17 protein-coding genes are annotated in these 23,048 nt (G+C 70.9%); 5 read left to right on the top strand and 12 right to left on the bottom strand.

Going from position 1 to position 23,048, the window contains the following annotated elements; all coding sequences use genetic code 11:
* Nucleotides 1-461: 461 nt before the first annotated feature.
* From OG584_RS33390 to OG584_RS33380, 3 genes are all read left to right on the top strand, one after another.
* Nucleotides 462-1,118 carry a transglycosylase SLT domain-containing protein gene (locus OG584_RS33390; protein ID WP_405783444.1) on the top strand — a complete coding sequence of 219 codons (657 nt, stop codon included), beginning with the start codon at nucleotides 462-464 and terminating at the stop codon, nucleotides 1,116-1,118.
* A 611-nt stretch (nucleotides 1,119-1,729) separates the two neighbouring features.
* On the top strand, nucleotides 1,730-3,274 hold the full coding sequence (locus OG584_RS33385; RefSeq protein ID WP_405783443.1) for an alpha/beta hydrolase: 1,545 nt from the start codon (nucleotides 1,730-1,732) through the stop codon (nucleotides 3,272-3,274).
* A 126-nt stretch (nucleotides 3,275-3,400) separates the two neighbouring features.
* On the top strand, nucleotides 3,401-3,583 hold the full coding sequence (locus OG584_RS33380) for a CsbD family protein (RefSeq protein ID WP_405783442.1): 183 nt from the start codon (nucleotides 3,401-3,403) through the stop codon (nucleotides 3,581-3,583).
* Between the two features lie 135 nt (nucleotides 3,584-3,718).
* On the opposite strand, the gene OG584_RS33375 is transcribed toward OG584_RS33380, so the two are convergent.
* Nucleotides 3,719-4,567, bottom strand: coding sequence for a DUF5753 domain-containing protein (locus OG584_RS33375; RefSeq protein WP_405783441.1), 849 nt, complete (start codon nucleotides 4,565-4,567; stop codon nucleotides 3,719-3,721).
* Between the two features lie 105 nt (nucleotides 4,568-4,672).
* Between OG584_RS33375 and OG584_RS33370 the strand changes: the two genes are divergently transcribed.
* Complete coding sequence (locus tag OG584_RS33370) at nucleotides 4,673-5,170, top strand: ATP-binding protein (protein WP_405783440.1); 498 nt, start codon at nucleotides 4,673-4,675, stop codon at nucleotides 5,168-5,170.
* Between the two features lie 340 nt (nucleotides 5,171-5,510).
* On the opposite strand, the gene OG584_RS33365 is transcribed toward OG584_RS33370, so the two are convergent.
* The 10 genes from OG584_RS33365 to OG584_RS33320 all read right to left on the bottom strand — a co-directional run bounded on the left by OG584_RS33365 (nucleotide 5,511) and on the right by OG584_RS33320 (nucleotide 20,611).
* Complete coding sequence (locus OG584_RS33365; RefSeq protein ID WP_405783439.1) at nucleotides 5,511-7,415, bottom strand: SMI1/KNR4 family protein; 1,905 nt, start codon at nucleotides 7,413-7,415, stop codon at nucleotides 5,511-5,513.
* 365 nt (nucleotides 7,416-7,780) lie between these two features.
* Nucleotides 7,781-8,260 (bottom strand): DUF2867 domain-containing protein, encoded by a 480-nt coding sequence (locus OG584_RS33360; RefSeq protein WP_405783438.1) that lies wholly within the window; start codon nucleotides 8,258-8,260, stop codon nucleotides 7,781-7,783.
* 202 nt (nucleotides 8,261-8,462) lie between these two features.
* On the bottom strand, nucleotides 8,463-10,862 hold the full coding sequence (locus tag OG584_RS33355) for a phosphoketolase (RefSeq protein WP_405783436.1): 2,400 nt from the start codon (nucleotides 10,860-10,862) through the stop codon (nucleotides 8,463-8,465).
* Between the two features lie 83 nt (nucleotides 10,863-10,945).
* Nucleotides 10,946-11,806: a universal stress protein gene (locus tag OG584_RS33350; protein WP_405783435.1), complete on the bottom strand. Its 861-nt coding sequence runs from the start codon at nucleotides 11,804-11,806 to the stop codon at nucleotides 10,946-10,948.
* Between the two features lie 208 nt (nucleotides 11,807-12,014).
* Nucleotides 12,015-12,815: a VOC family protein gene (locus OG584_RS33345; RefSeq protein ID WP_405783434.1), complete on the bottom strand. Its 801-nt coding sequence runs from the start codon at nucleotides 12,813-12,815 to the stop codon at nucleotides 12,015-12,017.
* 369 nt (nucleotides 12,816-13,184) lie between these two features.
* On the bottom strand, nucleotides 13,185-14,192 hold the full coding sequence (locus OG584_RS33340) for an ABC transporter substrate-binding protein (protein ID WP_405783433.1): 1,008 nt from the start codon (nucleotides 14,190-14,192) through the stop codon (nucleotides 13,185-13,187).
* A 3-nt stretch (nucleotides 14,193-14,195) separates the two neighbouring features.
* Complete coding sequence (locus OG584_RS33335) at nucleotides 14,196-16,187, bottom strand: ABC transporter permease (RefSeq protein ID WP_405783431.1); 1,992 nt, start codon at nucleotides 16,185-16,187, stop codon at nucleotides 14,196-14,198.
* Between the two features lie 52 nt (nucleotides 16,188-16,239).
* On the bottom strand, nucleotides 16,240-17,358 hold the full coding sequence (locus OG584_RS33330; protein ID WP_405783430.1) for a glycine betaine/L-proline ABC transporter ATP-binding protein: 1,119 nt from the start codon (nucleotides 17,356-17,358) through the stop codon (nucleotides 16,240-16,242).
* Nucleotides 17,355-18,914, bottom strand: coding sequence for a GMC family oxidoreductase (locus OG584_RS33325; RefSeq protein WP_405783429.1), 1,560 nt, complete (start codon nucleotides 18,912-18,914; stop codon nucleotides 17,355-17,357). The genes OG584_RS33330 and OG584_RS33325 overlap by 4 nt, the downstream gene beginning before the upstream one ends.
* A gap of 221 nt (nucleotides 18,915-19,135) precedes the next feature.
* Entirely contained in the window at nucleotides 19,136-20,611 is a 1,476-nt protein-coding gene (locus OG584_RS33320; protein WP_405784412.1) for an aldehyde dehydrogenase family protein, read from the bottom strand.
* A gap of 459 nt (nucleotides 20,612-21,070) precedes the next feature.
* On the opposite strand from OG584_RS33320, the gene OG584_RS33315 reads away from it, so the two are divergent.
* Nucleotides 21,071-21,871 carry an SDR family oxidoreductase gene (locus OG584_RS33315; RefSeq protein ID WP_405783428.1) on the top strand — a complete coding sequence of 267 codons (801 nt, stop codon included), beginning with the start codon at nucleotides 21,071-21,073 and terminating at the stop codon, nucleotides 21,869-21,871.
* 159 nt (nucleotides 21,872-22,030) lie between these two features.
* Here the strand turns inward: OG584_RS33315 and OG584_RS33310 are convergent, their stop codons facing one another.
* Nucleotides 22,031-22,975: an SDR family oxidoreductase gene (locus OG584_RS33310; protein WP_405783427.1), complete on the bottom strand. Its 945-nt coding sequence runs from the start codon at nucleotides 22,973-22,975 to the stop codon at nucleotides 22,031-22,033.
* Between the last annotated feature and the right edge of the window lie 73 nt (nucleotides 22,976-23,048).

Below are 23,048 nucleotides of genomic sequence, written 5' to 3'. Positions count from 1 at the left end.
CTCACTGCCTCTGCGCGATGACGGTGCCCCTCGCCCGCGCCGCCGATGGGCCGGGAAGCGCCGCCGACGACGCGCACGCGTACCCGCCCATAGGGGTGCCGAACCACCGCAAAGCCCCTCAACACTGTGACCCACACAACTTTTTCGGTCTTTTCCGGTGCCTCGCGAGGTGACACCAGCCATAGGACCCACGTCACTTACGACCCGCGATAGTCGACCCGCGGGCCCACCCAGCCCGGCAGAACAGGCATTATTTCGGGCATTTCACCTCATCTCACGATGAGAGGTAGTACAGGTGGTCATTGCCTCCACTGAGGACGGGCGCTAACCATGTATCTCGGCAAGCACCGAGAACGAGCCTGCGACCAACGCCAGTCGGCGAACGCGGCCAAGACCCTCGGTTTCACCAACTGCGCCGCCGAAGGCCGCACCGTCACGTCCCCCACCTGGAAGAGGCCAGCATGCCCCGCATCTCCCTGCCCCGCACGACCCGTACGCACAAGATCGCCGCCGCCGTCCTCGTGACCGTGGGAGCAAGCACCGCCCTTGCGGCCACCGCCGAGACGAGTAGCGCCCAGATACCGGCGCACGCAGCCGCCTCGGTCAAGCCGGTCTCCGTCAATGGCCTTCCCGCCAAGGACGCGCCGAAGAAGGACACCGCGAAGAAGGCCGCCGCCAAGCCCGCCAAGAAGGACGACAAGGCCGCCAAGGCGAAGGCCGCGAAGGCGGCAAAGGCCAAGGCCGCTGCCCTCAAGAAGAGCGCTGCGAAGCACAAGGCCGCCGCGCCCAGGACGTACAAGAACAACCTCGACGGCTGGATCAAGGAATCGCTGGCCATCATGAAGGCCAAGCACATTCCCGGCACCTACGAGGGTCTGCACCGCAACATCATGCGTGAGTCCAGCGGCAACCCCAACGCCGTCAACAACTGGGACATCAACGCGCAGAACGGCGTTCCCTCGAAGGGCCTGCTCCAGGTGATCCAGCCCACCTTCGACATCTACCACGTGGCCGGAACCGCAGACAGCCTGACCGACCCCGTCGCGAACCTGACGGCCGCCGCCAACTACGCGGCCCACCGTTACGGCTCCATCGACAACGTCAACTCCGCTTACTGAGCAGGAGATCCACGACGTGGACCGACCTGCTGCGGGTGAGCGAAAGCCCGCGGAGGAACGGCGGCCACGAGCCTGCCGGTGGCAGCGGACCCCAGCGGACCGCGCTCGCCGGCAGGCTCGTGCCGTTCCTCCCCGCCCCGGTCGTCCCACGTCGGCCGCAACACAGCGCCGGTGAGCAATACCGGCGCCAACACACTCAACAGCGCACACCGGTCGGGCTGCACCGGGAAGGCGGAGTCAGCCTGCAGGCCGAGGCCTGCTCCATGCGGCACGGACACCGTCTCGCGCCGCTCTCACCGCACGGTGCCGACGGTCTCGTCACCCGCTCGCACCGGTGGCGCCGACGAGGCGGAATCAGCCGGTGCGGCGGGATCATCGCCACCACGGCAAGGCCGAGCCGACGGATCGGCCGCCCGCCCGGCCACCGGAAGCGATGCAACACTCCACCCAGCGGGTTGATCGTTCTCACGGGCCGCAGGCGACACACTCTGGAAGGTAACGACTCCATCCGTCGTGCTGAAAGGGTGCACCTCCGTGAATAGCTCCGGTGTCGACCACGTCGCTGTCGCAAGCGACCTACTGATCAGGCTGCTCACCCACCCCACCGCCGCATGAGGGCCCTGCCGGCCGGCTGGGGCCGGCTGCACCGGGCGCCCGTCACGCTGGCTGTCGCCGTCTGCCTCCTGACCCCGGCGGCCGCCTGCAGCAGCCCGACGGAGCGCCGCACGGAGGGGTCGCCCACCGCCGCCGTGTCCGCCGGGGCGCTGAAGTGGGGCGCCTGTCCGGCGCCCGACGCGGGGACGGGCGGCACCCCGGTCAAGCGTGATCCGCGCCAGCGGTGCACGACTGTCCGTGTCCCCCTCGACTACCACGCGCCCGACGGCCGCCATCTCTCCATCGCGGTGTCCAGGATCCGCTCCGGCGCCGCCCGCCCGAGGTCCCTCATGACGGGCCAGGGCGGCCCCGGCAGCAGCGGGCTCGATCTGCCGTCGCAGGACGCGTCCGCACTGCCCTCGCGCGTCACCCGGACCACCGACCTGTACGGCCTCGACTACCGGGGTATCGGCCACAGCGCCCCACTGCGCTGTGGCATCGCTCGCGCCGACCGCACCGAGGCCGCCGGCATCCCCTACCCGGCGGCCGACGGCCGCATCGACGCGAATGCCGCGTCGGCCCGGCGGGTGGCGGCCGCCTGCAGCCATCATGCGGGCCCCGGACTGCGCTTCTTCAACACGGTGAACATCGCACGCGACATCGACCGGATCCGGGTCGCCCTGGGATTGCGGACCCTGTCCTACACCGGCATCTCGTACGGGACGTTCGTCGGGCAGGTCTACGCCTCGCTCTTTCCCGGGACTTCCGGACGGGTGCTGCTGAACAGTGTGGTCCCGCCAGGCGGCGTGAAGGCCGCCATCCAGAACAAGGGGCGCGGCGTCGAGGATGCCTTCGGTGGTTTCGCGCGCTGGGCCGCCGCCCGGGACAGCACGTACCACCTCGGCAGTTCGGCGAGGGCCGTGCGGCAAACGGTCCTTTCCACCGTGCGGGGGCTCAACGAGTCGCCCCTGCCGCTCATGACGGGTGACGGCCTCACCGGGAACCTGCTGCTGGAAGCAGAGGAAGCACTGCTCGAACAGCAGGGTTATCTGCCGGGGCTCGCGGCGCTGCTCGCTGCGGCCCACGACGGCTCGGTCCCCGCCGACGTCACGGCGAGGCTCCAGTTCGGCAGCGTGTTCCCGGACAACTTCTTCAGCGCACAGGACGCCATCGTCTGCAACGACAGCGTCTGGCCCAAGGACATCGGGGGCTATCGGCGGGCGGTCGCGCACAGTGCAGCGCGGTTCCCGCTGACAGCGGGATCGCCCGCGAACATCTGGCCCTGCGCCTTCTGGCCCGTGGCCGGATCAGACCATCCGCCGAAGCCGGTCACGCACGGTCCGCACAACATCCTGCTGACGCAGAACACCGCTGACCCCTCGACTCCGCTGAGCGAGGCCCGCAGGACGCTGCGTGCCTTCGGAGGCCGAGCCGCGATGGTCACCGTCGAGGCGACCGGGCACGGTGTGGCCATCGCAGAAGGGTGCGCCGGTGACGCCGTGGCGGATTTCCTCCTCAGCGACTCGCCCGCACGGCCCCGGCGCTGCGCGGCAGCGCGGTGAGGCGTCGGGACAGCGGCCATTGCCGGCCGGCAGGCCGATCCGCCGACGGGGTCCGATATCGGGCGGTATCTCCGGAAGGGTCCTACCGTGGCCTGGTCAGCGATCCACACCGCACAAGGAGCGACCATGGGCGACGACAGCGCCACCGACAAGATCAAGGGCAAGGCCAAGGAGGCCGCCGGGAAGGTCACCGGCAACAAGCGCCAGGAGGCCGAAGGCAAGACCGACCAGGCGAAGGGCGGCACCAAGAACGCACTCGGTGACGCGAAGGACCGCGCCAAGGGCATGAAGGACTCGCTCGGAGACTGAGCGCTCCCGGGAGCCTTGCACCATGAGCGTCCGGTCCGGGCGCTGCATGGCGCAAGGGATCCTTCGCCGCGGGCCCCTGCCGGAAAGCAGGGGCCCGCGGCGCGAGGTGCGGCCCCGCGCCGCGCCCTCCCTGTTTCAGTGGCCCGGATGGACAGCCGGGAGGGCGGCGCCGGGGGGCGGCGCCACGCCGCAGGCGGAGTCCATCAGCATGCGGTAGCCGGAAACGGCGCCGCGGTCATGGGTGACCGCCGCCTCGCCTCCTGGCCCGCCGACGACGGCGTGGTCCGGGATCTCCGGCACCGGGAGGCGGATCAGCTCCAGCGGCGGCGCGCCGGTCAGCGCGTGCGGTCCGGCCGTAAGAGGCATTACCTGCAGGCTGATGTGGGGACGGGCGGCCGCGTCCCGCAAGGCCTCAAGCTGCTCACGCATGACATCCGGGGAGCCTACGCAGGTGTGGAGTGCGGCCTCCGGGATCAGCCCCCACAGGACTGCCTCCCGTTCGTGGAACCGTTCCTGCCGGGCCCGCAGGAACTCCGTGCGCCGTGCCCGTTCCTCATCCGGCGCCCCGGGGTGGCGGACCGCCTCCACAGCGGCGGCGTAACCGGGTGTCCGCAGCAGATCGGGGACCAGCCCGGGGTGCCAGATCCGGATCACGTCGGCCGACGACTCGATACCGATCACCTCCCGCTGCCACGGCGGCAGAACGTCCCGCCAGCGGTGCCACCAACCCGGCTCGTTCGCCCTGACCAGGCTGGATCTGATCCGCCGGGCGTCGTCATCGGGGTGACCGTAGAACGTCAGGAGGTCCCTGACCTGGCCCGCGTCCAGAGCTGTCTCCGCCCGCTCGATGCGCCGCACGGTGGCCTCGGACAATTCCAGCGCTGCGGCGACCGCCGCAAGGCTGCATCCCGCACGTTCACGGGCCTGACGGAGCCTCTCGGCGACGACTCGGTGCTCCAGGGTCGGTCCTGAACGGGCTCTCACGGTGTCCATCTCCTTCGGGCGAAACCGGGGAACCGACCTGTTACATTCCGTATCATTCACACTCTGACAGTTGCAGAGTATGCCGAATATGTTGATAGTGCATATATGTCTGAATTCGATGGTGATGCCTCTGCCGCGCGCTCCGACGACCCCGAAGACCCCGACTCCCCCGACTCCAGGAACGCCATGGACGAAGCGGCCTACCGCTGGTCGATGCCGCGAATACCCGAGGGCGTCATCGCTTCCCGGCAGCGAGTCCGCGACGCCATGCTCGCCTGGGGCGAACCGGAGGAACGCACGGAGACCGCGGTCCTGCTGGTGTCCGAGCTGGTGACCAACTCGGTCCGGTACAGCGCACGGTCAGCGACGGTGCGCTGCTGCCTGCGGCGCACCTGCTCCCGGATCACGATCCAGGTGTGGGACGCGGGCGGCGACGGCGTCCCGTCCCAGCGCCGCCCACCGGCCTGCGAGACCGATCCGGACGGTGGCCCCAGGGTGGACCTCTCCGAGCGTGGCCGCGGCCTGCTCATCGTCACGGCCCTGGCAGCCGACTGGGGCACCTCCCAGGAGGCCGGCGGCCGTCTGGTCTGGGCCGACCTCTGACCCCGCCCGCCCCTCCACGGCCCGGCCTCGGCGCACCGTGATCCGGTGGACGCCACCGCGGCGCCAGGCCAAGAAGGCGCCAGTGAGCACACTGGCACACACCGGCACACAGCAGCGCACCGGGAGTACCAGCCGGCCGGCCCTGCGACTTGCGTCCGGCGGCAACGGATTCACCGGGCTCGGCCCCGTCGGACATGACGCCGATCCCGCACTCGGGAGTGGCGGCCCGCAGGGCCTGAGGACGGCGGTCGCCTCAGGAGCTCGCCGCGATTGACGCACGGACGGACCAGACGGCGCCACGGCAGCGGGAGACCGTGGCGCGGTAAGGGTTCGTTGTCCGTCAGCCTGCGGCATCCCGGTTCATGGTGATCACGGCGAAGGTCTCCCCGTTTCCCGGCGGCCGCGTCCATGAGCGGGTGGTGAACGTGTGCAGCCGTCCGTTCATGATCGCGTGGCGCGGCAGCTGGACCCCGAACTCGCCGGTCACGGCCTCCAGCAGGGACCGTTCCGCCTCGGTGGGCTCCTCCTGGGAGCCGAAGTACCGGTCCGGGTCCAGTGCCGGTGGTATCGGTCCGGTCCGGTGTGTCTCTCCACCCGCGTACGTGAAGGCGTACTGCTCGGTGCCGTTGCGTGCCACGGAAAGGTGGAAGAACGGTTCCCCGGACCGGGTCCTCAGACCGCTCCACACGACCACCGCACGGCTACCTGCGCCGGCCTCCGCGGCCGGGGACACGAACCGCTGCGGGTCGAACTGCGCAGGGTCCCCGTCGAAGGCGAAGCTCCAACGGGCGCCCGCCCGGCCGACAGCCATGAGGGCCCTGTCGTCGTAGGACGAGAACTCCCGCTTCCCGCGCAGCAGTCGGCGGCGCGCTTCCTCGGAGGTCATGGGATCGTCCAGTGCTGCCCCGTTCGCGTCCGCGAGGCGTTCCGGCAGGCCCTCCGGCTCCACACCTTCGACCAGGACGAACCGGTAGGACGTGATGTCGTCGTGGGCGTCCGGATGCGCGAGCCAGGCCAGGCCGTGCGGGTCGAGGCCGGTCGGCCTGGGCGGTGCCTCACCCGCCTGTCCGCCCCTCGGGGTGGACAGCAGCTCGCGGCCCCGGTCCGGCGTCAGCAGGGGCCCGAGCAGAGGGTCGGCCACCCAGCCCAGCGGCGCCAGGTGGTCGGGCCCCAGCGGCTGCCATACCGGCAGAGCGTCCGTCAGCGTGCGCCACGCACCGTCGGTGTCGCCCCATCGCGCCAGCTGCCGCGCGCGTTCGACCGCTTCCCCGAACGGTCCGGCCGCCGTGTACCGGTACGTGCCGTTGCGCACCTGCTCCAGCGTCACGCGGGCCAGCGACACCACGTCGTCTCCGGCTCCCCGCAGGTGGAACATCAGCGTGGAGTCGTCCCGGTACGAGTGCGCCGCATGCTCAGCGACCAGTGCCGGCAGCAGCTCAGCCGCATACCGCGGGTCGGTCACCACGTCCTCGAAGTACACCATGTAGGTCTGTCCGAGCAGACGGCGTATCTGGTCGCCCAGTCCGGCTGCCCGTGGCCTGCCGTACTCCTTCGCCTCGTCCAGCGCGCGCCCGGCCCGCTCCCAGTCGCCGCGCAGCGCCTCCAGCCGGGCCCGCTCGACCAGGGCGTCCAGCTCTCGCGTCGTGTCGTTGGCGAAGTCCTGCTCCCCACCGGCCCGGCTTGCCCGCAGGCTGTGGAACTCCCGGTACATGTCGCGCATGAACTCGGCGAAGTTCGCGTACCGCGCGGGCGGTTCGGCACGCCAGCCGGCCCACGTGTAAACGGCCCACTCGCCGTCCTCGTCCGCGTCCTCAGGGTCCATGAGCACATGGGTGGCGTCGGACTCGACTTCGAGCTGCAGCCCGCGCCGCCAGATGTCCGCGTCCTGCCGCTCGGCAGGACCGGCGTCCTCGTCCAAGTACTCCTCGAACATGTCCGCGAGACCCGACTCGTTGTTGTGCCAGCGCGCGTCCGTGGTCCCCGCCAGGAGCCAGATGAATTCGCCGGCGTGCCGCCACCCGTCGCTGACCTCGAGGAACTCCCGGTACGACGGGGGCATCCGCCGGCCGAGGCGCTTCTCCATGGCTGCGATCCGCTCCTCGGACGCCGACGGGAAGCCCAGCCACCGGGCCCGACGGGCGCCCTCATCCTCCCCCCGTGCCTCCTCGTCGGACAGCGAATCCGACCACTCCCCGCTCCATCCGAGCAGGAACGGCCGCCAGTCGAACGGTGTCGTGTTCGTCATGAGCCCGATGCTGCCATCCGCCACTGACAGTGCCCGGCGACCCGGGTGGTTCCTCCGTCCGAGCACGTCACTACGAGAGTGCTGAACACGGTTTCCATGCCTCGTGATGCCTTCAGCATCAGGGATCACTCCGCTGCGTGTGCCGCCGAAGTGACGGCTGCTCAGCCGGTGCGCCTCACGACGTGTCCGATGACGAGAATGCCGACCGCGACGCTGAGAAGCCAGGCAGAGTGAAGACCGAGTGCGGCGATGGTCAGCAGTGCACCAGAACCCCGCAGACGCGGGAACCGTACAGCGGCCCGCGGTCCACGGCCGGGCATCCGGCCGTGGATCAGGGCATGGACGCCGGGCCCGGCCTCCGCGGGTCAGGCGCCGGTGCGGGTGCGGGCCGCCCGGCCGAGGAGACGGGGCACCGCCAGATGGTGGACGGGCGCGGCCACCGCCCACACCAGCCGCGAGAGCCGCCGGTTGTACCGGACGAACGTGATCCAGACGACCCCGGAGCCGTCCACCACAACGATGTTGCGGGTGACGACCAGGGACGACCGCGCTTCGAGGGTCACCGACCCCGGCCCGGATTGGGAGACCAGCCAGCCGAGGACGTGCCCCGGTGAGGGCCTCGGCCCCATCCGCAGGCCGAGTACGAGTGTCCAGCCCCGCAGCAGGAACCATCGCACGGCGGCGGGAGCGTCCTCGAAGGTGGCCCGCGCCCACTGCTCCGGTGTCCGGGAGCCGGCGCGCGGCATGGGCAGTCCGAAGGCGGAGGCGTAGTCGGCAGCAGCAAAGTCGCCCGAGGTCCGGGCCGCTTCCGGCACATCCACCCGGCGCACGCGAGGAGTTGTCATGAAGGGGCCCTTTCGCAAACCATTGCCGCCGCGCCGCCCCCGGCAGAACCAGAGGCCCCGTACGGCACCCCTGATTGTGCCGGGGTCAGCGCGCGTGCGGTACTGCCACGCCGGGAATCGGGAACCGGTCGTCGACGGCACAGCGTTCGCGCGCGGGCACCGGCCCCTACGGCGGGAAGCCCTGCCCGCACGGGAGGTTGTGTCAGGTGTCGAGCGGCAGCGGCTGCCAGGTCCAGTCGGCCACCTCGGGGAGGTCGGTGCCGTGCTCGCGGATCCAGGAGTGGTGTCTCAGCCGGGCGTCCTCCATGGCCTGGCGGGCATGGGTGGCACGCACCGCCAGCCCTGGTACGCGGTCGATGACATCCAGGACCAGCCGGTAGCGGTCCAGGTCGTTGCGCACCACCATGTCGAAGGGGGTGGTGGTGGTCCCGGACTCCTTGTACCCGCGCACGTGCAGATTTCCGTGACCGGCCTGGCGGTAGGCAAGCCGGTGGATCAGCCACGGGTAGCCGTGGTACGCGAAGATCACCGGCTTGTCACGCGTGAAGAGCGCGTCGTACTGCTTGCCGGACAGCCCGTGCGGGTGCTCCGACTCCGGGAGGAGCCTGGCCAGATCGACCACGTTGACGACCCGGACGGCCAGCCGGGGCAGGTGACGCCGGATCAGCTGGGCCGCGGCCAGCACCTCCTGGGTGGGCACGTCTCCCGCACAGGCCAGGACGACATCGGGCTCCTCGCCCTCACGCTCCGTACCGGCCCACTGCCAGACCCCGGCCCCGCGTGCGCAGTGGGCGCGCGCCTCGTCGAGCGTGAGCCAGTCGAAGGAGGGCTGTTTCCCGGCGACGACGACATTGACGTAGTCCCGGCTGTGCAGGACGTGTTCGGCGACGGAGAGCAGCGTATTGGTGTCCGGCGGCAGGTAGACACGTACGACTTCCGGGGACTTGTTGAGCACGTGGTCGACGAAGCCGGGGTCCTGGTGCGAGAAGCCGTTGTGGTCCTGGCGCCAGACGTGCGAGGTGAGCAGGTAGTTGAGGGAGGCGATGGGGCGGCGCCAGGGCAGGGTGCGCGACACCTTCAGCCACTTGATGTGCTGGTTGACCATCGAGTCGACGATGTGCACGAAGGCTTCGTAGCAGGAGAAGAGGCCGTGCCGGCCGGTGAGGAGATAACCCTCCAGCCAGCCCTGGCAGGTGTGTTCGGAGAGGATCTCCATGACGCGGCCGTGCCGGTCGAGGTGCTCGTCGACGTCCAGGGTCCCGGCCTGCCACGCCTTGCCCGAGGCCCCGTACAGCGCCTGGAGCCGGTTGGAGGCGGTCTCGTCGGGTCCCATCACCCGGAAATCGCGGCGCTGGGCGGTGGCTGCCATGACCGCTTCCAGCAAGTCGCCGAGCACACGGGTCGGTTCGTGCATGCCCGCGCCCGGACGGGCGACCTCGACTGCGTACTCCTCCAGCTGCGGCACGGGAAGGTCGAGCAACCGGAGGCCGCCGTTGGTGTGCGGGTTCGCACCGAGGCGCAGCGGGCCGTCGGGGACGCAGGCCAGTACATCGGCACTGGGCCGTCCCTCGCGGTCGAAGAGGTCCTCGGGCCGGTAGGAGCGCAGCCACGTCTCCAGTTGCCTCAGGTGATCCGGGTTCTCGCGGACCTCGGGCAGGGGCACCTGGTGCGCCCGCCAGGTGCCCTCGACCGGCAGCCCGTCGACCCTCGCGGGGCCCGTCCACCCCTTCGGCGTGCGCAGGACGATCATGGGCCAGTGTGGGCGCTCCGTGGCACCCTCCTCACGGGCGTCACGCTGAATGGCGGCGATACGGTCGAGTGCCGTGTCCATGGTCGCCGCCATGGCCCGGTGCACCGTGGCCGGGTCGTCCCCGGTGACATGCAGGACGTCATGACCGTAGCCGCGCAGCAGTTCGTCGAGCTCCGCTTCGGGGATACGGGCGAGCACCGTCGGGTTGGCGATCTTGTACCCGTTGAGGTGCAGGATGGGGAGTACGGCTCCGTCGCACACCGGGTCGAGGAACTTGTTGGAGTGCCATGAGGCCGCGAGCGGGCCCGTCTCCGCTTCGCCGTCGCCGATGACACAGGCGACCAGCAGGCCGGGGTTGTCGAAAGCGGCACCGTAGGCGTGCGAGAGGGAGTAGCCCAGCTCCCCGCCCTCGTGGATCGAGCCCGGTGTCTCCGGGGCGACATGGCTGGGGACTCCGCCGGGGAAGGAGAACTGGCGGAAGAGCCGGGCCATGCCCTCCGCGTCGCGGGCGATGTCCGGGTACGTCTCCGAGTAACTGCCTTCGAGCCACGCGTTGGCGAGGACCGCCGGGCCGCCGTGGCCGGGCCCCCAGACACACACGGTGTCCTGGCCGCGCGCCTTGACGACACGGTTGAGGTGTGTGTGAACGAGGTTCAGTCCGGGCGAGGTTCCCCAGTGGCCCAGCAGCCGGGGCTTGATGTGTTCCGGCCGCAGCGGTTCGGTGAGCAGCGGGTTTCCCAGGAGATAGATCTGACCGACCGCGAGGTAGTTCGCGGCCCGCCAGTGGGCGAGCAGTGACGCGAGCTCGTCGTCGGTGACCGCGGCCGGTGCTCCCGCACTGGTGTCACGCATGGTGTTCCTTCGATCCGATGGCGTTCGTGGCCGGTCCGGGCACCCTGCGCCCCTGATGCGGGGCGCGTCGAGTGGTGAGGGGTTCAGTCGTGCGGGACAACCGCTACCGGGCAGGGCGCGTGGTGTACGGCCGAGGACAGGACGTGCCCCACCGGCGGCACGGGCGCGGGTTGGTTCCTGCGTCGTCCGACGACCAGGAGCCCCGCACCCGTGGCGCCTCTGACGACGGCCTGGGCCGGGCTCTCGGTGCGCACCCGGTCGGCTGTGCGGACCTGCGGGAACTTCTCCCTCCAGGGCCGCAGCGCATCGCCGAGTTCCAGCTGGGCGCGCTCGGTCTCCCGGCCGGAGGCGTGCGGGTCGACACCACTGCGGGTGTACGCGTGTTCCGGCAGGCTCCGGCCGTGGACGGCCCGGAGCAGGACACCGCGCCTGGCCGCGGTCTCGAAGGCGAACTCGCAGAGCGCGTCGCACGGACCGTGCAGCGAGAGACCCAGCACCACCGCGCCGTCATCCGCCACCGGGCCGGTGGCCTCGCGCGCCCGGACGAGGACGACCGGGGCGTCGGCCCGCGCCAGCACCTGGAGGCCGATGTCGCCCAGGTGGTAGCCGGCCAGGGGTGCCATGTCCCGGGAGCCGAGTACCACCGCAGCCGAATCGCCGGCCGCCTCGAGGAGCGCCGCCACCGGGTCGCCCTCCGTCAGCGCCTCGGCAACGGGCAGTCCTGGGCAGCGCTCGTCGACGACGATGCGTGCCCGTTCCACGAGCCACCTGGGCAGATCCTGCTGGCCGGCGCCCGAATCCCGGTGCGGGCCGTCGGGCGGCTCCGCACGCGCGTGCAGGATGCGCAGCGTCGCGCCTCGCGACTGCGCCTCGCGCGCGGCCCAGCGGGCCGCGGAGAGCGACTCGGCCCTACTGTCCAGCCCTACGGTGACGATCGGCTTCATGGCCGTGCTCCGTTCTGCGCGCGATGACTCGCGCCCCTTGTCCCGCGAGCCGCCGTGGCGACCGGACACTACGGGCGGGGCGGCGCCACCGCGCTCGCGCCGCACCGGGAAGGCCGAGCCGTACCGAGTCCGATTCTCGGCACGACGGCGCAGCCCCGCAAACGCAGGGGCCGTGCCCCCGATGGGTTCCGGGGCGGCCGCCGAACTGTCATCTCACCGTCGGATCGCCCTTGATCAGTGCGAACACGGCGCCGGCCGGGTCACGCAGCATCGCCAGCCGCCCGACCCCCGGAACGTCGCTCGGCGGCATCAGAGCCGTCGCACCGTGTCCGGTCGCCGCGGCGAAGGTGGTGTCGCAGTCGTCGACGCCGAAGTACGGATGCCACTCGGACACCGCTCCGGCCTCCCGGTTCTCTTCCGGGAGCTGCATGACGCCGCCGTGGCCGGTGTCGCCGCCCTTGCCGCCGCCGGGCGCGGAGACGACGGTGTAGACCATGCCGTCCCCGGCCGGCATGTCCTGGTACTGCCAGGAGAAGACCGCTCCGTAGAAGGCCTTCGCCGCCGCGGCGTCAGTGGTGTGCAGCTCGGTCCAGCACATGGCATCCGGCTCCATTACGGTGTCCAGGCCCTGTACATCGCCGGGTTCCCACACGGCGAACTCAGCGCCTGCCGGGTCCGTGAAGCCTGCCATGCGGCCTGCCGTGAAGACATCCATCGCCGGGAAGCGGACCGTTCCCCCGGCCTGCCCGACGGCGCGGCCCGTGGCCTCGGCGTCGGAGGTGTGGAAGTAGACCGTCCAGGCGGCGCCCGCACCCTCCTCCGTCAGTGGACCGACGGCTCCGACGGTCCTGCCGCCCTTCTGGAAGTAGCCGTAGCCGCCGGCGTCGGGGCCCGCCGACCGGAAGGTCCAGTCGAACACGGCGGTGTAGAACGCGACGGCTGCGTCGATGTCCGTGGAACCGAGGTCCAGCCAGTTCGGCGTGCCGGGGACGTAGTGGGTCGTCAGCAAGGGGGCCTCCGGTGTACGGGGTGCGGCGGGCCGTCCGTACTCGGCCGGGGAGTCCCTCTTGCCCGCTTGGTACGGCAGCCGCTGGCTGTTGTGCCATGGATACCGGGGCCGCAGGGCCGCCGAAACAGAAACCGTCCAGCGCCCTGCGGACGGCCCGCGAGCCCCACCCGTACGGCGCATCGCTGCCGTCACGGCTCCGGGCCATCCGTCCGGCGTACGGCGCCCCGGGGCACGGGAACGCAATCCGGCGGCGGACGGGATCCGCCGGCCGGACACCCGGCACCCACCGCGGAGAACCGGCGGCCGCCGAGCGGTAGGTGCCGGCGTGTCATGCCGCCGGCCGCGGTGGACCGCCGGCATGACACGCTGTCACTTCTTGCCCGGAAGCCACTTCTTCCAGACGTCCGGGTTCCGGTCCACCCAGCGCTTGGCCGCTTCGTCGGCCGGGAGTCCCTGCGAGGCGATCATCGCGGAGACCTTGTTCTGGTCGTTCTTCGTCCACTTGAAGTTCTTCAGGAACTTCGCGGCGTCTCCGCCCGTCCTCGTGAACTCGGTGTTGAAGTACTTCTGCAGCGGTGTCGACGGATAGGCGCAGTCGACGGACGCCGGGTCCTTCACCCCCTTGTCCGCGCACTTCGCGGTGTACCGCGGGAGCTTGACCTCCTTCATGGGTACCTGGTTGAAGAGCCACTGCGGCTCGTACCAGTAGCTGAGGAAGGGCTTCTTCTCCTTGGCGAACTGCTGGATCTGGGTGATCTGTGCGGCCTCCGACCCCGCGAACACCACGTCGTAGTCCAGCTTGAGGTTCTTCACCAGGGCCTTGTCGTTCGTGACGTAGGACGGTGAGCCGTCCATGAGCTGGCCCTTGCTGCCGCTCTCCGCCGTACGCAGCTGAGAGGCGTACTTGTTGAGGTTCTTCCAGTCGGTGACATCGGGGTGCTTGTCCGCCCAGTACTTCGGTACGAACCAGCCGATGTGGCCGGTGACACCCAGGTCACCGCCGGCTGTGATCGTCTTCTTGTCCTTGACGTACCGCTTCTCCTGGTCGGGGTGGCCCCAGTCCTCCAGGATCGCGTCCACCCGGCCCTGGCTGAGTGCGTCCCAGGCAGGGATCTCGTCCACCTGTACGGTGTCGACGCGGTAGCCCAGCTCGTGTTCGAGCAGATACTTGGCGACCGCCACATTCGCCTGCGCGCCGACCCAGCTCTGCACCGACAGCGTGACGGACTTGGCGCCCTTGGCCGCAGCGAACGGCGAGGACTGCTTGGTCATGTCGGCGGCTCCGCAGCCGCTGAGCGAGACCAGCAGAGCACCCGACGCCAGAACAGCGAAAGGGGTCGTGGCTCGGCGGGCGCCACCGATACGTGTACGTGACATGGCTCAGGCTCCCTTCCGTGTGCGGCGTTCCGTGGGCTGCGTGACGCGGTCGAGCATCAGACCGAGGCAGACGATGGCCACGCCGGCGACAAGGCCGACGGCCAGGTCGCCGGTGGCCAGTCCGGTGACGACGTCGTAGCCGAGGGCCCCGCCGCCCACCAGTCCGCCGATGATGACCACCGCGAGGACGAGTACCACGCCCTGGTTGACGGCAAGGAGCAGTGCCGGCCGGGCCAGCGGCAGCTGGACCTGGCGGAGCGTCTGAACTCGGGTGGCACCGAGCGACCGGGCCGCCTCCACGGCGGCGGGGTCGACCTGCCGCAGCCCCTGCGTGGTGATGCGGATGACGGCGGGCAGCGCGTAGACGACCGCCGCTGCGGCCGCCGGCGCACGGCCCACGGCGAAGAGCGCCACCACGGGGATGAGGTACACGAACTGCGGCATGGTCTGCATGACGTCCAGGACCGGGCGCAGTACGGCTTCGGCACGTCGGCTGCCGGCGGCGATGACGCCGACGCCGAATCCGATGACGAGCGTGACCACGAGCGCGGCCAGCACCTGCGAGAGCGTGTCCATGGACGGCTTCCACATGCCGAGCACGCCGATGGCGCAGAGCGCGAGTACCGCGGTCAGGGCCGTCTGCCAGGTACCGATCAGCCAGGCCAGGGCGGCGACGATGAGCAGCGCGCCCCACCAGGGCAGTCCCGTCAGTCCGTCGCGCAGCGGGTCGAGGATCCACGACGTGAAGTGCGCGGCCCAGTCGGCAGTGCCGCCGACGACCGGCACTCCGGAGTAGAGGTGGTCGACCATCCACTCCTTGAAGTCGTTGACCGGCCGTGCGATCGCCACCGTGGTTCCGGTGGGCCAGAGCGTGGAGCCCGCCAGCCGGCCGGCCACCGCGACGACGGCGGTGACGACGGCTGCGAGGCCCCAGCCCCGCAGGCCGCGCAGGGCCACGGGTCCGGAGGGCTCACTGCCGAGCCGGGCACCGGCTGCGGCTGTGGTGCGGTCCATGACGATGGCGAGCAGCACGATCGGAATGGCGGCGGCCAGGGCCCCGCCCACGTCCACGGAGGCCAGCGCCTGGTAGACGCGGTCGCCGAGGCCCGCGGCTCCGATGAGTGAGGCGATGACGACCATCGAGAGCGCCATCATGATGGTCTGGTTGAGGCCGAGGAGCAGTTCCTTGCGGGCCAGTGGCAGCCGGGCCGTGATCAGGCGCTGGCGTGCGGTGGAGCCGAGCGAGGCGACCGCCTCCAGGACTCCGGCGTCGGCTCCGCGCAGTCCGAGCGCGGTGAGCCTGGCCATCGGCGGCGCGGCGTAGACCACGGTGGCGAGCAGGGCTGCCGGGACGCCGATGCCGAACACCAGGACCACGGGCAGCAGATACGCGAAGGCCGGCAGCACCTGCATGGTGTCGAGGACCGGGCGCAGGATGCGGAACAGCCGGTCGGACAGGCCGCCCGCGAGACCCAGCACCACTCCGACGACGGCGGACGCGATGACGGCCACCACCATCAGGGCGAGCGTCTGCATGGTCGGAACCCACATGTCCAGCACTCCGCTGACCAGCAAGGAGACCAGCGCAGTGGCGCCGATACGCCATCCGGCCACCCGCCAGGCCACCAGGGTCACCGCGGCGGTGACCCCGGTCCAGCCGAGGGCGAGCAGCACCAGGTAGACGGCGCGTACGGCGATGACCACGGCGTTGCTCAGATAGCCGAGGAAGTACAGGAACAACGGGTGCGTGTCGCGGTTGTCGATGATCCAGTCGCTGACGTGGCCCAGCGGTGCCGAGAGGTCCACGGTGAGAGCGCCGGGCCACAGCCCGCTGGACCAGACGGCGTTCGCGATCGGCACCAGAACGGCGGCGGCGACGGCGAGCACCAGGAGTTTGCCCGCGCCCCGGTGGAGCAGTGCGGCCCGGAGCCTGGCGGTCCTGCCGGGCGCGGCCGGACTGTCGGTGCCGACGGGGGCGGCAGTGGCGGCCGTCATGCGCGCCTCCGGGTCGCGGGGCGGAAGGGCGCGGGTACGGGGTTCGTACGCATCAGGCCGCCACCGCGCTCTGGTCGACGCGGGCAACGACGGCGAGCAGGCAGGCGTGGTCCACGATGCCGAGGCACTGGTCCCCGTCGACCACACGGACGGCGCCCCCGGAGCGGACGACGGTGTCGACGGCGTCCGATATGAGCGTGCCGGGGCTGACCGACTCGCCCTCCTCGGCCTCGCTGCCCCGCGCGGGACGCATGGCACGGCGGACGGTGAGTACCTGCTCGCGCGGCACGTCCCGTACGAAGTCGCGCACGTACGCGTCGGCCGGCGAGCCGACGATCTCCTCCGGCGTACCGAGCTGCACGATCCTGCCGTCTCGCATCAGCGCGATGCGGTCGCCCAGGGTCAGCGCCTCGGACAGGTCGTGGGTGATGAAGACCATGGTGCGGCCCTCGTCCTTGTGCAAGCGGACGACTTCCTCCTGCATGTCCCGCCGGATGAGCGGGTCGAGCGCGCTGAACGGCTCGTCGAAGAGGAGGACTTCGGGATCCACAGCGAGTGCGCGGGCCAGCCCGACGCGCTGCTGCTGGCCGCCGGAGAGCTCGCTCGGCCGCCGGTTCTCCAGCCCCGTGAGGCCGACCTTCTCGATGAACTCGGCTGCCTTGGCGCGGCGTTCGGCCTTGCCGATGCCCTGGATCTCCAGCCCGTAGGCGACGTTGTCCAGGACGGTGCGGTGCGGGAGCAGGCCGAAGTGCTGGAAGACCATGGCGGCGCGGTGGCGGCGGAGTTCGCGGAGCTTGGTCCTGTCCATGGCGCGTACGTCCTCGCCGTCCATGGTGAGGTCGCCGCTGGTCGGCTCGATGAGCCGGGTCAGACAGCGCACCAGGGTCGACTTGCCCGAGCCGGACAGGCCCATGACCACGAAGACTTCGCCCTCGTGGACGTCGAAGGAGACGTCACGGACGGCGGCCGTGCAACCGGTGCGCTGCCTCAGTTCGTCGGCGGTCAGTCCGGTCAGCGAGGTGTCGCCGGGGATCCGTTCGGCTCGGGGGCCGAAGACCTTCCACAGATTGCGGACGGAGAAGACGATGCCACGCTTCTCCGATACGGCGGCGGGTGCGCCGTTGGGCTGCTCGCCGTCTCCCGAGGCTGCGGTGGGTGCGGTCGCTGTCATGCCGCACCTCCCTGGGAGGGGGTGGCCGCCAGGAGTTCGGCGCACTTCTCGCCCACCATGAGGACTCCGATCATGGGGTTGACCGACGGCATCGTCGGGAAGACGGACGCGTCGGCGATCCTGATGCCCGAAAGGCCGCGGATCCGCAGCTCGGGGTCGACCACCGCGAGGGCATCGTCCGGGGCACCCATCCGGCAGGTGCCGGCCGGGTGGTACACGGTGTGTGCGACCTTGCGGGCGTATTCGCTGATGTCCTCGTCGGATGTGACATCGGGTCCGGGGCAGACCTCGCGCTTGAGCCAGTGGGCGAGCGGTTCGGTCTTCGCGATCTCACGTGCGAGGCGGATTCCGTCGACCAGCGTACGGCCGTCGTAGTCCTCCTCATCAGTGAAGTACCGGAAGTCCAGGGCCGGTTTGACCTCGGGGTCGGCGCTGGTGAGGTACAGCCGGCCGCGGCTGCGCGGCTTGGGGATGTTGGGCGTCATCGACACACCGTGCTCGGGCTTCTCGTAGCCCAGCCGCTCCGGGTTGTCGGTGAAGGGAATCTGGTAGAAGTGGAACATCAGGTCCGGGCCGCGTGAATCGGCGTCGCGGCGGACGAAGAGTCCGGCGTCGGAGTCCATGGCCGAGTTCTCCGGGATGGGGCCGTCGGTCTCCCACACGATGACGGACTCGGGGTGGTCGAGGAGGTTCTCGCCGACACCCGGCAGGTCGTGCACCACGGGGATGCCGAGGGCTTCGAGGTCCTGCTTCGGTCCGATACCCGACAGCATCAGCAGCCGCGGTGTGTCCACCGCGCCCGCGCAGACCAGTACTTCGTGTCCGGCCCGCAGGAGGACCTCTTCGCCTTCCTTGGTATGGACGTGCACTCCGGTGGCGCGGCTGCCCTCGAGTTCGAGCCGGTGGGCCCAGGTCTCCAGCATGATGCGGAGGTTGGGCCGGTCGCCCGCTTCGATGTGCGGGTGGAGGTAGGCGACCGACGCCGAGGAACGCTTGTTGTTCTCCGGGTGGTAGGCGAGGTCGAAGAAGCCGGCGCCCTCGTGGAAGGGGTTCTTGTTGAAGCCCTCGACACGTGGGACGCCCGCCGCCTCCTGTGCGGCGGCCACGAAGTCGCGGGCGATGGCGTTCCGGTCCTTCTCGTCGACCGCGACGATGTTGTTGCGGAGCTTGGAGAAGTACGGGTCCATGGACTTCGCGTCCCAGCCGGCCGCGCCGTGCTCGGACCACTCGTCCCAGTCGCCGGGCAACGGCTTGAACGAGATCAGGGTGTTGTGCGAGGAACAGCCGCCGAGCACCTTGGCGCGGCTGTGCAGGATGTGCGAGTTGCCGCGCGGCTGCTCGGTGGTGGGGTACGCGTAGTCCAGGTCACCGCCGAGCAGACCGAGCCAGCGGCGGAGGGTGAGGACGTCGTCGCGGTCGATGTCGGTCGGGCCGCCTTCGACGACGACGACGCTGACAGCGGGGTCCTCTGTGAGCCGGGACGCGATCACCGAACCGGCGGTGCCGCCGCCGACGATGACGTAGTCGGCCGTGATCGTGGAGATCTCCGGGGGCATGGGACGTGGCTCCTTCTGCGAAGTACTGACGGGCATGGGCCGCCCGGCACATGGGGGTGGGCCAAGGAGCGAGGTCCGGTGCGTGCAGCTGCGAGGCGGACGATTGAGCCGACGCGGAGCATTGGTGACTGACGACAACGCCACCGGTGCGCATACCGGACCTCGCGACGCCGCCCCCATGTGCTGGGCGGGCTTGCGTCCTACTGGGAACGGACGGGCACTCAGCCCGCGAACCAGCGGACCGGTACGGGCCGGAGGTTCTCGTAGATGTGCTTGGACTCGCGGTACTCGTCCAGGCCCGTGGGTCCCAGCTCCCGGCCGATACCGGACTTGCCGAAGCCGCCCCACTCGGCCTGCGGGAGGTAGGGGTGGTAGTCGTTGATCCAGACGGTGCCGTGCCGCAGGCGGGCGGCGACGCGGCGGGCGCGGGCGGTGTCGGCCGACCAGACGGCGCCGGCCAGCCCGTATTCGGTGTCATTGGCCAGTGTCACCGCCTCCTCCTCGTCGCGGAAGGTCTCGACGGTCAGGATCGGGCCGAAGGTCTCCTCGCGGACGACCTTCATGTCGCGGTGGCAGCCGTCCAGGACGGTGGGAGAGTAGAAGTATCCGGTGGCGGGGCGGACGTCGCAAGGCTCGGGACGCCGCCCGCCGCAGCGCAGTTGCGCACCTTCGGCCAGGGCGGACGCCACGTACGCCTCGACCTTGTCCAGCTGCTGCTGGGAGACCAGGGGCCCGCACTCGACGCCGTCGGCCGTGCCACGCCCCAGTTTGATCCGCTCGGCGCGGCGGGCCAATTCGGCGACGAACCGGTCCCGGACCGACTCCTCGACGATGAGCCTGGCGCCGGCCGAACAGACCTGGCCGCTGTGGATGAACGCAGCGTTCAGCGCCTGGTCGACAGCGGTGTCGAAACCCTCCTCAGTGGCGCAGGCGTCGGCGAAGACCACGTTGGGGTTCTTGCCGCCCAGCTCCAGGGCTATCTTCTTCGCGCCGGCGACGGCCGAGCCGGCGGCTTTGGTGCCGCTGGCCAGTCCGCCGGTGAAGGAGAACAGGTCGACCAGCGGGTGCTCGGCCAGCCTGGCCCCCACCGGGACGCCCGGTCCGGTGACGATGTTGGCCACCCCCGCGGGCAGTCCGGCCTCCGCCAGGAGCTTCACCAGGTGGACGGTTGAGAGCGGGGTGACCTCACTGGGCTTGACGACGAAGGTGTTGCCCGCGGCGAGCGCCGGTGCGATCTTCCAACTGGCCTGCAGCAGCGGGTAGTTCCAGGGGGTGATCAGCGCGCAGACGCCGACCGGCTCGTGCACGACGACGCTGTGCACATCGGGCGAACCCGCGTCCACGACCCGGCCGCCGCTCTCGTTCATCACCAGATCGGCGAAGTACCGGAAGGCGTTGGTGACGTCGTCGACGTCGACCCGGCCCTCCTCCAGGGTCTTGCCGGTGTCCCGGCTCTCGATGAGCGCGATCTCCTCGCGGTCGCGCTGGAGCAGCCCGGCGACCCTGCGCAGCAGGGCGGCGCGCTCGGCCACCGGGGTACTCGGCCAGTCGCCCCGGCCGCCCGCGAACGCGGTGTGCGCCGCCTGTACGGCGGCGTCCGCGTCCTCGGCGCCGCCTTCGGCCACGACCTGCAGGGTCTTCGCGTCGGCGGGGTCGAGGACCTCCCGTGTGGCGCCGGATGCGGCGCCCCGCCACATCCCGTCTACATGAATGGTCTCGCTTGCCGACACGTGTGTTCTGCCTTTCCCTCACCGGACCGATGCCGCTGATTCGCACCAGCGGTCTGGTCCCCTCCCCGATTGACCTGCACCTATGCCTGAACAGCAACAGAAAGTGACCCAGCTCACTCACCGTGCGCCGAATACGCTCCGCCGAAGTGGTGAGGAGCTGAGCCCGGTCCGTCACCGGGATCAGCTCACCGCTCCACCCACCGGCCGCAGCCGGTGAGTTCGGGACGCGGCGCCGTGCACGACGACTCACGACGCGGCGCCGTGGACGGCGACTCACGCGGCGCGCCGCACCGGGGCCGCCGGCCCACGGCGGGCGACCACTGGAGAGTGGGCACCGCCGCCCTGGTTCACCTACCTAACGCTTGGTAGGTTGCATCAACCCGGCCGCCCACGGCGCAGCCGGACCTGACGGTACGGAGGCGGCTCATGAGCATCAGCAACCCGGCGGACTTCACCGGACGGGCGGTGGTCGTCACGGGCGGCACCAAGGGGATCGGTTACGCCATCGCCGAGGCATTCCTCGGCGCGGGTGCCGAGGTCCTCGTCTGCGGCCGCCGCGAACCGGACTCCCTGCCCACCGCGGGCGGCCGTACGGCCGCCTTCGTCGCGGCGGACGTACGCGACCCCGCGGCGGCCGCAGGTGTCATCGACCACGCGGCAGCCAGATTCGGACGGCTGGACACGCTCGTCAACAACGCGGGAGGCTCGCCCGATTCCGACGCGGCCACCGTCTCGCCCCGCTTCGTCGAGCGGATCGTCGCGCTCAATCTGCTGGCGCCGTTCTACACGGCCCAGGCGGCCAACCGCATCATGCGAACGCAGGAGCGGGGCGGCTCGGTCGTGAACATCGGCAGCGTGTCGGGCCACGCCCCCCAGCCGGGCACGGCAGCCTATTCGGCAGCCAAGGCGGGGCTGCTCGGGCTGACCCGCGCCCTCGCTCTGGAGTGGGCGCCGCTGGTCCGCGTCAACCACATCACCACCGGCCTCATCAGCACCGAGAACGCCGCGGCCGTCTACGGGAGGGACGGCGGCGCGGCGGTCGCGCGGACCATCCCCATGGGGCGGATGGCGACGCCGTCCGACGTGGCGGACGCCTGCCTCTACCTGGCGGGCAGTCAGGCGTCCTACGTGAACGGCGCCGATCTCGCGGTCCACGGGGGCGGCGACTTCCCCGGCCGCTACCTCGCCGCACACTCCGGCGGCGCGGCCGCCGGACTTCCGGACTGACGGACCTCCGGGCCCGCGGGGCCCCGGCGACAGCCACCCACAGCCGGCGCCCCGGCCCCGTACGAACCGCAGAGCGTCCCAACTGCCGCCCCGCCCGGCGCTCGTCCTCGACAACCTGCCGTGCGGGCGCAGGTCCGCGGCGCGCCCGCACGGCGGGGATCACTGCGCGCCGTACACGGGCTGCGGCCGCTCGGCGGCCGCGAGCAGCCGCAGTGCCGTCTCGCCCGCCTCGGCCGGGGTCCAGCGTGCCCCCTTGTCCGCGGCGGGGCCGGGCCGCCACCCCTCCATGACGGTGATCCTCCCGGCCTCCGCCTCGAAGACCCGGCCGGTGACCCCAGCGGATGCCCCGGAAGCCAGCCAGACCACGAGCGGCGAGACGTTCTCCGGGGCCATCGCGTCGAAGCCGCCGTCCGCGGAGGCGGCCATGGCATCGGCGAAGACCGTCTCGGTCATCCGGGTCCTGGCGGCGGGGGCGATGGCGTTCACCTGGACGCCGTAGCGGCCCAGTTCGGCCGCGGCGACCAGGGTCAGCCCGAGGATCCCGGCCTTGGCCGCCGCGTAGTTGCCCTGGCCCACGCTGCCGAGCAGCCCGGCGCCCGAGCTGGTGTTGACCACCCGGGCCTGCGGGGCGCGCCCCGCCTTGGCCTCCGCACGCCAGTGCGCCCCGGCGTGCTTGAGCGACAGGAAGTGCCCCTTGAGGTGGACCCGCATGACCGCGTCCCAGCTGTCCTCGTCGAGGTTGACGAGCATCCTGTCCCGCAGGAACCCGGCGTTGTTGACCAGGATGTCCAGCCGCCCGAACGCGTCCAGCGCGGTGGTGACCAGGGAAGCCGCGCCCTCCTCCGTGGCGATGTCACCTCCGTGCGCTACCGCTTCGCCGCCCGCGGCGACGATCTCGTCGACCACGTCCTGCGCGGGGCCCGACGAGCCACCGGCGCCGTCCAGACCCACACCCAGGTCGTTGACAACGACCCGCGCACCCTCAGCGGCCAGCGCACACGCATGTGCGCGGCCCAGTCCCCGGCCGGCCCCGGTGACGACGGCGACCCGCCCCGCGCACATCCCGCCGCCGTTCCCGGCGCCGTCCGTCCTGTATGGCGTCATCCCACTTCTCCTCTTCGAGAGTCGTACGGGCAGGGGACGCCGGGCGCCCCCTGCCGCGGTGCACGAACCACTG

The sequence above is a fragment of the Streptomyces sp. NBC_00859 genome (assembly GCF_045161865.1).
Classification (GTDB): Bacteria; Actinomycetota; Actinomycetes; order Streptomycetales; family Streptomycetaceae; genus Streptomyces.
The sequence above is the reverse complement of the archived record's forward strand: the minus strand, read 5'-3'. Positions and strand labels throughout refer to the sequence as shown.